We start from the raw sequence: 8,397 nt of genomic DNA on the forward strand, positions 1-8,397 counted from the left end.
GGGGGGCGCGGCCCGCGACTGGCTCATCCACTTTCTGCATGAGCGGGTCCCGACCGCGCTCGGTGCGCCTCTGGCGACGCTGTCCCGGTTCCAGACAGCCGTCGGCGAGATCGAGACGGCGCTCTTCGGCGCGGACACGCTCGTCGACACCCTGGCCGCCCGTATCGACACCGGCGACCAGGAGGCCGCGGACCGGGCCGGCGCCGCCAAGGTGCTCGGCACCCGCGCCGCCATCAGGGCCGTCGAACAGGCCGTCGCCCTGATCGGCAATCACGGTCTCACCCGGGCCAATCCGCTCCAGCGGCACTACCGCGATGTGCTGTGCGCCCGTGTGCACACCCCGCAGGACGACTCCGTACTCCTCACCACCGGCCGCGCCGCCCTCGACCGCGCGCTCGACCGCAGGTCCGCACCGAAAGGCAACTGACTCATGAGCGTCGAATTCATCGGCATGATCGGCACCCAGGACGCCTCGGAGACCAGGCCGCCCAGCGGTCCGTCCGTCGATCCCGCGTACACGGCCCGCTTCGCCCGTGCCCACGAGGACGCGGGATTCGACCGGATCCTCATCGGCTACAGCTCCAGCAGGCCCGACGGCGTCCAGGTGGCCGCGTATGTCGCCGGGCACACCGAACGGATCGGTCTGCTCGTCGCCCACCGTCCGGGCTTCATCGCGCCCACGCTCGCGGCCCGTTCCTTCGCCACGCTCGACCAGTTCAGCGGAGGCCGTGTCGCCGTCCACACCATCACCGGCGGCAACGACACCGAACAGCGCAGGGACGGCGACTACCTGGACAAGGAGGAGCGCTACGACCGCACCGACGAGTATCTGTCCATCCTGCGCCGTGCCTGGTCCTCCGCCGAGCCCTTCAGCCACGACGGCCGCCACTACCGCTTCGAGGAGTACGCCTCCGGCGTTCTGCCGGTGCGCGAGTCGGGCATTCCGCTCTACTTCGGCGGCTCCTCCGAGGCCGCGTACCGGGTGGGCGGACGACATGCCGACACCTTCGCGCTGTGGGGCGAACCGCTCGCCGGGACGGCCGAGCAGATCGCCTCCGTACGCGCCGCCGCCACGGCGGCGGGACGTGCCGAACCGCCCGGTATCAGCGTCTCCTTCCGTCCGGTCCTCGGCGCGACCGAAGAGCTCGCCTGGGAACGCGCCCATCGCATTCTGGACACCATCAAGTCCGGTACCGGACGCGCCTTCTTCGACCAGGCACGTCATCAGCCTGGGCAGAACGGACCGCAGAACACCGGCTCCCGGCGGCTGCTCGCGGCAGCCGCCAAGGGCGATCTGCACGACCGCGCCCTGTGGACGCCCACGGCCACCGCCACCGGAGCGGGCGGCAACACGACCGCGCTGGTCGGTACGCCGGAGACCGTGGCGCGGGCGCTGCTCGACTATGTCGACATCGGCGCGACCACGCTGCTCATCCGGGGATACGATCCGCTCGACGACGCCATCGACTACGGCCGCGAGCTGATCCCGCTCGTCCGCCAGGAACTCGCCCACCGCAAGGCGACCGCTGCCCCCGCCCCCGTCGACGCCCTCGATGCGCTGGACAGCCTGCGATGACCGACCTGTACAGCGCACCTGCTCCCATCGGCGCCGCGGATGCCCGCAGTTGGCAGCCGCCCGCCGGGATCGCTCCGCGCGGCACTCTGCTTCTGCTGCCCGGCCGTGGCGAACACCCTTTCGTCTATGAGCGTTTCGGGCGTCGGCTGTCCGCCGATGGATATGTCGTGCACGCGCTCGGTACCACCCCGGACGACAACGCCGAAGAGATTCTGGAACGAGCGGCCGATGCCGCCGGTCCCGAACCCGTCGGGCCCGTTGTCCTTGTCGGCAGCGATACGGGAGCCCTCCAGGCCCTGCATACCGCCGTGACGGCCGGCCCACGGCTCCCGGTCGGAGGAGTCGTCGTGGCCGGGGCCGCTCCGACCTCGGAAGCGGCTGAGTCACAACGTGGCTCAGCCACCGCGTGGGACGACGAGCTCGCGGCGCGCACCGCGTGCCCGGCCCACCGCAAGCGGCTCACCGAGGACGAGGGCTTCGTACGGGGACGGCTCACCGTCGCCGTGCCCGCCCATCTGCTCGCCGATGCTCTGCCCGACGTACCCGCTCTGGTTCTGCACGGCGGGACCGACCCGGTCACTCCGCCCGAGCAGGCACGCGCACTGGCGGCCCGGCTGCCGCGCGCCACCCTCGGTGTGGTGCGCGAAGGGCTGCACGACGTACTCAACGACGCATCGCACCGGACCACGGCGGCGGTGCTCGTGCTGTGGCTGGAAAGGCTCCGTGCCGACCCGGGACCGACCTCGATCCTCACCGTCGAGCAGGGCGCAGTCCTGTGACCGTCACCATCACCCAGTGGAAGGGAAGCGGTATGACCGTGTCCACCGAACGCACCGCGGCCGGTACCTCGACTGGCCCCACCGCCGGCTCCACCGCCGTCCCGGCCGACGAGATACTGCGCCGCACGCTGCGTCGGCACGCGGCAGGCGTCACCGTGATCACCGTGCCGGGACCCGCCGGATTCACCGCGACCTCGTTCACCTCGGTCTCGCTGGAACCCGCGCTGGTCTCCTTCTGCCTCGGTGTCACGGCCTCGACGCTCCCCGCGGTACAGGCCGCCGACCGGTTCGCCGTCCATGTGCTGGGCTCCGGGAACGCGGCGCTGGCCCGGCAGTTCGCGCGCAGCGGCACAGACCGGTTCGCGGGACTGTCGTGGACCGGGAGCCAGGACGGTCTGCCGCTGCTGGACGGCGTGCCGGCCTGGCTCACCGCCCGGGTGACGCTGCGTCAGCGGATCGGCGACCATGTCCTTGTCGTCGGCGAGGTCGAAGCGGGCGGTGGCCATGGCGAGGGCCCCGCCCTCGTCCACCACGACGGTGCCTTCGCCACACCCGTACGCCTTCCTCCGCACACCGAGGAGTGATCTCCCTCAGGTCCGGATCACCGCTCGGACAACCGGAATCCAAAGCCGAACCGGAACCGGAAACGGAACCCGGACCCGAGCCGCACTGAGCGCGCACCCGAGCCCCCGCCGTCGCCGGACCCTGACTCTGTCGGGGATCTTGGCGGTCTGTTCAGTCTCTGGCGGACCGCCAAGACCTCGGCCGGGTGATTGCGTGCTGGTCCAGGTAGTTCTGGAAGGCGGTCGGCGGCCGGGACGGAGGTGCTTATCCGGTCGGCGGCCGTCGGCTGAGGCGCTCGATGTTTGCGGCGATGGCTGTGAACACGTGCTGTAAGTGGGCTTTGTGCTGTCCCCGGTAGCGGCAGTGGCGCATGCCGTGTCCGTGGGCGAGCTCGTTGATGGTGCCTTCCACTCCGGAGCGGACCGCGTAGCGGGCCTGCCATTCGGATGTCTGCTGCTCGGCACGGACGCGGAGTTGCAGGTCACGGAGTTCTCGCGGGGGAAAGCCCACGCTCCGGGCGCTGTCGGCGGTGGTCGTGCAGCGGGTGCGGACCGGGCAGGGACGGCACTGGCTCTTGGTGAACCGCGCCACGATCAGAGGCGCCGCGGTGGGCGAGGAGGTCGGATAGGGGCCGTGCCATCCCGCGCTGGTCTCGCCCTGCGGGCAGGTGACCTGCCGGCGGTCGAAGTCGATGTGGAAGTCGTCGCGGCCGAAACCGTTGTTCCTGCGGTTCTGGCGGGTGGTGTTGACCGGCAGTGGTCCGGTGACCGTGACCTGGTGTTCGCGGGCCGCCTGTTCCAGATGGACCAGGGAGGTGTAGCCGCCGTCGACCAGGTGCTCGGCGGGCAGCAGACCGCGGCGCCCCAGCCGGGTGTGGATGCCGGGCAGGGCCTTCGCGTCGTAGCCGGTGGCGTCGGTGGTGGCCACATCCGTGATCACGTTGACGCCGTCAGGATCACAGGTCTCGGTGAGATGCGCGACGAACCCTTTCCAGCGGGTGCCGTGTCCGCGGCGCGCGTAGCGGGCCGTCGGATCGTAGGGCGAGACGACCGCGACGGCCGAGGGCGGCAGGCCGCCGTCCTCGGCCGTGCGCCAGCGCAGGCGGCCTGCCCCGTCGCGGTAGTAGTTCTGCACCATGATCTGCCGCAGAGCCTGGACGCGGGGACCGGACAGGCGTTCCGGCCCGTGCTGCCCGAGGCGCTCGATCAGCCGGACGGCGTCGCCTCCGGTGGCGAGGATCCTGGTCTTGGGGCGGGTGGGGTTCTTGCCCAGACGGGCCGGGCGGCCGTAGCGGCGCCCCCACTCTTCATCGACCAGGCCGGCCAGCAGGTGCGGAGCTGCGCCGGCCAGTTCTTCCAGCGCGGCGCGGACGGCCTCGGTGACCAGTTCCAGCCGGGTCAGGTCGCGCACCGCGGCCAGGACGTGGGTGGAGTCCGTGCGCTGGGTGGTGCGCTCGCGGACGAGACCGGCCTCCTTCAGGCGAGCGAGCGCGAGGTCGAGGAGACGGTCGGCTCGGCCGTCCTCGGTGAGACGCTCACGGAAGTCGGACAGCACGCTGTGGTGGAAGCCGGGATCGTCCAGTTCCATGGCCAGCGCGTACTTGAAATCGATGCGGCAGCGAACCGCTTCGGCCGCCTGCCGGTCCGACAGACCGAGGAGGAACTGGAGCACGCAGACGGTGGCCAGCTGAGCGGGCGAGAGACCCGGACGGCCATCACGCGGATACCAGTCGGCGAAGTCCTCGTCACGCCACAGCCCGCCCAGGTGGTCTCTCACCCACATCGCCGTCGTACCGCCCGGGTTGCTCGCCCGCGCCATCCGCACGGTCAGAGAAGGGACTTGCTCACCAGAACGGGCGCGGAGCGACAACGGGCACCTCGACAACTGCATCGGTCCTTGAACAGAGCCGAGCATGCCCGTTGATCATGCTGCCCCGCCGGGGATCCTCAAGATCCCCGACAGAGTCAGGGTCCGTCGCCGGCGGGGGCTCGGTCGTTCCATGTCGCCTTCGCCCTGATTCGTTTGTCGAAGGTACGGTCCAATACGGTGGCCGGAAACGTTCACCAACTGAAGGAGCGGGCACGGTGGGTCGCCGGCCCACGCCGTACCGATGACGGCGGCCGGCCCGGCCCGACGGTTCGGGCCACCTGGTACGAACAGCCCGGTCGGCCTCGCCACCGGACCACCGAGGGAGCGTCAACCTTGTTGGCGTGCTTCCCTTCTGACGAAGTATCAGTTCCGGAACTTGACGCAACACCTTGACGGCACCTGGGGGCGACTCTAGCGTCCGGCAGTCGAGGGGAGTTCCGATTCCGGAACTCCCCGCCCCCCACCCTCGGATATCCGCACCACCGGCGCACCGGCCCCGGGCCGACGCGAACAGTGTGCGGAATCCTCGACTCCGTTTGGAGTACCCATGAGAACACCGCGGTCCGAGAACGGCCGCCGCGTCAGCAGGGGACGCGTGCGAGCGCTTCTCGCCGGTCTGGTGGCGGTGTGTGCCGTCGCCGCTCAGCTCGTCTTCGGTTCCACCGGGGCCGTCGCCCAGGTGGAGAATGAAGCCACCCGGCAAGCCGCTCCGGCCAAGGCCGCCGCGGCGCCCGAGGTCGTGCGTGTGGCCGAGTTCCTGGCCGAGTGCAAGTTCAGCCACCGGCTGCCGGACGACCCGATCGTGGTCCCAGGACTGCCCGGCGGCTCCCACATGCACAGCTTCTTCGGCAGCCACGCGACCAACGCGTACACCAACCTCGGCGATCTGAAGGGAGCCGCGACCACCTGTGACCCGGTCGTCGACCTCTCCGCGTACTGGGTGCCGACCCTCTATGTGAACAACCAGCCCGTCGAACCGACCGGCACCACGTTCTACTACCTCGGTGAGGGCGTGTCGGACGACATCATCGCCCGTACCCAGCCCATACCCGAGGGCCTGAAGATCGTGGCGGGCAACGCCAAGGCGACAGGACCGAACGACGGCGACACCCGTTCGCGCTGGTCGTGTCTGCACGCCGGCCAGGTCAACCCGTCGAAGGACTTCGTCAACTGCCCGGCCGGCACGATGCTGGAGTCGTACCTCGACTTCCCGCAGTGCTGGAACGGCAGGGACCTCGACTCGGCGGACCACAAGAGCCATATGTCCTACCCGGTCAACAACGCGTGCCCGGCGAGCCACCCGGTCCCGGTGCCCAAGCTGCGCCAGGTCCTGCGGTACCCGGTGAACGGGGACCCGTCGGGATTCCGGCTCGCCTCGGGACCCGGTTACACGATGCACGGTGACTTCTTCAACGCCTGGCCGGCGGGCGAGATGGAGCGTCGCGTCCGTAACTGCATCAACCCGATCATCAAATGCGGCGCCAACGGGAATCCGTGATGGTGTGGGGCGGCGGTCGGCCGCACAAGGGCGGGCCGCCGCCCCGTCCGGTTCGGAAGACGCGGAAGATGCTGTCGGGCGCGCTGCCTGCCACGCTGCTGGTAGTGGCCTTGCTCGGCTCTGCGGGCTGCGGCGGTGACGGTGACGTCACCACCGCCGGGCCCGCGGCGAGGAGCGGTACGCCGTCCCTCTCCGCCCCCACCACCGAGCCCGGCGGCTACAACGCCACCGACCGTGGCTGGGCCCAGCTCATGGCACCCATGAACGAACGGACCCTGCTCCTGCTCGATCTGGTCGCGGAACGCACGGCCGACCCAGGTCTGTCGGATCTCGCGCGGCGTACGGAAGTGACACACCGGGACGAGCTGACGCGGCTGCGCGGGCTTCTGCGGAAGACGGGAGCGGCGGGAACCAATCCGCACGAGGGCCACGACATGAAAGGAATGGTCACCGACGACGAACTGCGGAGTGTGGCCGAGAGCCGGGGCAAGGCCTTCGACGCCCTCGCCATGACCTATCTCCGCGAGCATCTGGAACAGGGCATTCTGGTCTCACGCGGTGAGGAGGACTCGGGCGCCGCGCCCGCCGCGACAGGTCTCGCCCGGGAAGTGGGAGAGCGCCGCGCCGGGCAGCTGAAGGCGCTGCGTCTGCTGGGCGGCTGACGGCACCGGCCGGCGACGTCAGACGAGTCGGACCGAGGCGGCGACGGCCGTTCCCAGCGTCTCGGGCCTGCTGCAATAGGGCAGATCGTCCAGCGGACGGTCGGTGCAGAAGCGGGCCACGAGATCCGCGAAGTCCGCGATCCGCTCCACCGGGGCGAGATGGTCGGTCTCGTCGATGGTCATGAACCGGGCCCGCGGAAGCTGCGCGGCCACCTCCCGTCCCATCACGGGCGTGCAGAGGGTGTCGTGCTCGCCGGTGACCACCAGGCTCGGCACCGCGGGCACCGGCTCGGGCCGGTACCACTCGTGCCGCATCAGCCGGGTGTTGTGCTCCGCGGACTTCCGGAGCTGCTCGGGATCCTGCCCGGCGATCTGCTGGTACACGAGCCGGGAGACGGCCGCGTGCTTACGGACCCGGCCCGTGCCGGGCGGCGACATGAAGCGGTCGGCCAGCTCACGGGCGATGGACTCCGTCTCGCCCCGGTCGATCATGACGGACCAGCGCTCCATCGCCGCCGCGTAGTCCGCCGGGATCCGGGTGGTCATACCGACCAGCAGAAGACGGGCGAGCATCCCCGGGTAGTGCTGGGCGAAGCGCAGTCCGACGGCGCCGCCGTAACACGCGGCGACCAAGTTGACGCGCGGTACGGCGAGTTCGTCGAGCAGCTGCCGGACGGCCGCGGCGAGGAAGTCCACGCCGTACGACGCGGGCAGGAAGTCCGCGGTGCCGTATCCCGGCAGATCCACCGTGATGACCTGACCCAAGTGGCTGAGCCACTTCTCGTGCCGTACCCAGGAGTTGCGGTCCTGGGACGAGCCGCCCAGCACCAGCAGTGGTTCGGTCAGCCGCCTGCCGTGGCGTACGACACGGCAGGTGTAGCGGAACCCGTCGAACATGAGGTCCCGTTCCTCCACCTGCCCTGCCGTCGTCCCTTCCGCGCCCGTTCCCTCGTCGGCCTCCTGCCCCGGGATCAGCGGGCGAGCACTGGGCGATTCCTGGTCCTGGGCGAGGACGGCGTCGATGGACATGGGTGACTCCAGAGCTCCGGAAGGGACAACAATGTCCCTGCCTAGCAGTTGATCCGTCCGGACCACGCATCGCTTACCCGATCGTGGGCGGTTCGCGCGCCGCGGCCCGCTGGTGGATTCGAACCTCGCTCGCCAGTCGCCCTTTCGGCGGGAGTGAACCCGGCTGCGGCCTTGTCGGCGCATTTGACTTCGAGTGCGCTCCAATTCGTAGCCTTCGGGACATGACCACGCCTCAGCACAAGATCGGATCAGGGTTCGGAGCCCGGAGCACCGCGGCGGACGTTCTGCGCGGTGTCGACCTCACCGGAAAGCTCGCCGTCGTCACCGGCGGTTACTCGGGCCTGGGACTGGAGACGACCCGCGCGCTCGCCGGAGCCGGTGCCCGGGTCGTCGTGCCCGCCCGGCGGCGGGCGACCGCCG

The 8,397-nt window shown here is 70.3% G+C and carries 8 protein-coding genes and 1 pseudogene; 7 read left to right on the forward strand and 2 right to left on the reverse strand.

What is annotated here, in order from left to right:
• From GA0115259_RS24370 to GA0115259_RS24385, 4 genes are all read left to right on the forward strand, one after another.
• A partial coding sequence (locus GA0115259_RS24370) for an acyl-CoA dehydrogenase family protein (RefSeq protein ID WP_141716675.1) occupies positions 1-427 on the forward strand: 427 nt, incomplete at its 5' end.
• A 3-nt stretch (positions 428-430) separates the two neighbouring features.
• Positions 431-1,576 (forward strand): LLM class flavin-dependent oxidoreductase, encoded by a 1,146-nt coding sequence (locus GA0115259_RS24375; protein ID WP_093600997.1) that lies wholly within the window; start codon positions 431-433, stop codon positions 1,574-1,576.
• Entirely contained in the window at positions 1,573-2,355 is a 783-nt protein-coding gene (locus GA0115259_RS24380; protein ID WP_093600999.1) for an alpha/beta hydrolase, read from the forward strand. Before GA0115259_RS24375 ends, GA0115259_RS24380 begins: the two co-directional genes overlap by 4 nt.
• Before the next feature lie 32 nt (positions 2,356-2,387).
• The gene (locus GA0115259_RS24385; protein WP_093601005.1) at positions 2,388-2,939 is read left to right on the forward strand and encodes a flavin reductase family protein; all 552 of its coding nucleotides are present in this window, start codon (positions 2,388-2,390) and stop codon (positions 2,937-2,939) included.
• A gap of 244 nt (positions 2,940-3,183) precedes the next feature.
• On the opposite strand, the gene GA0115259_RS24390 is transcribed toward GA0115259_RS24385, so the two are convergent.
• Positions 3,184-4,737 (reverse strand): IS1182 family transposase, encoded by a 1,554-nt coding sequence (locus GA0115259_RS24390; RefSeq protein WP_237540465.1) that lies wholly within the window; start codon positions 4,735-4,737, stop codon positions 3,184-3,186.
• 598 nt (positions 4,738-5,335) lie between these two features.
• On the opposite strand from GA0115259_RS24390, the gene GA0115259_RS24395 reads away from it, so the two are divergent.
• Together GA0115259_RS24395 and GA0115259_RS24400 are read left to right on the forward strand one after the other, a co-directional pair.
• Positions 5,336-6,286 carry a DUF1996 domain-containing protein gene (locus GA0115259_RS24395; protein ID WP_093601001.1) on the forward strand — a complete coding sequence of 317 codons (951 nt, stop codon included), beginning with the start codon at positions 5,336-5,338 and terminating at the stop codon, positions 6,284-6,286.
• A gap of 68 nt (positions 6,287-6,354) precedes the next feature.
• A complete protein-coding gene (locus GA0115259_RS24400; RefSeq protein ID WP_161230457.1) occupies positions 6,355-6,948 on the forward strand; it encodes a DUF305 domain-containing protein in 594 nt (197 codons plus the stop codon).
• Between the two features lie 18 nt (positions 6,949-6,966).
• Here the strand turns inward: GA0115259_RS24400 and GA0115259_RS24405 are convergent, their stop codons facing one another.
• Positions 6,967-7,977 (reverse strand): alpha/beta fold hydrolase, encoded by a 1,011-nt coding sequence (locus GA0115259_RS24405; protein WP_237540466.1) that lies wholly within the window; start codon positions 7,975-7,977, stop codon positions 6,967-6,969.
• Between the two features lie 221 nt (positions 7,978-8,198).
• Between GA0115259_RS24405 and GA0115259_RS24410 the strand changes: the two are divergent.
• Positions 8,199-8,397, forward strand: a pseudogene (locus GA0115259_RS24410) (oxidoreductase); the annotation flags it as partial.

Source organism: Streptomyces sp. MnatMP-M17, from assembly GCF_900091995.1.
Lineage (GTDB): Bacteria > Actinomycetota > Actinomycetes > Streptomycetales > Streptomycetaceae > Streptomyces.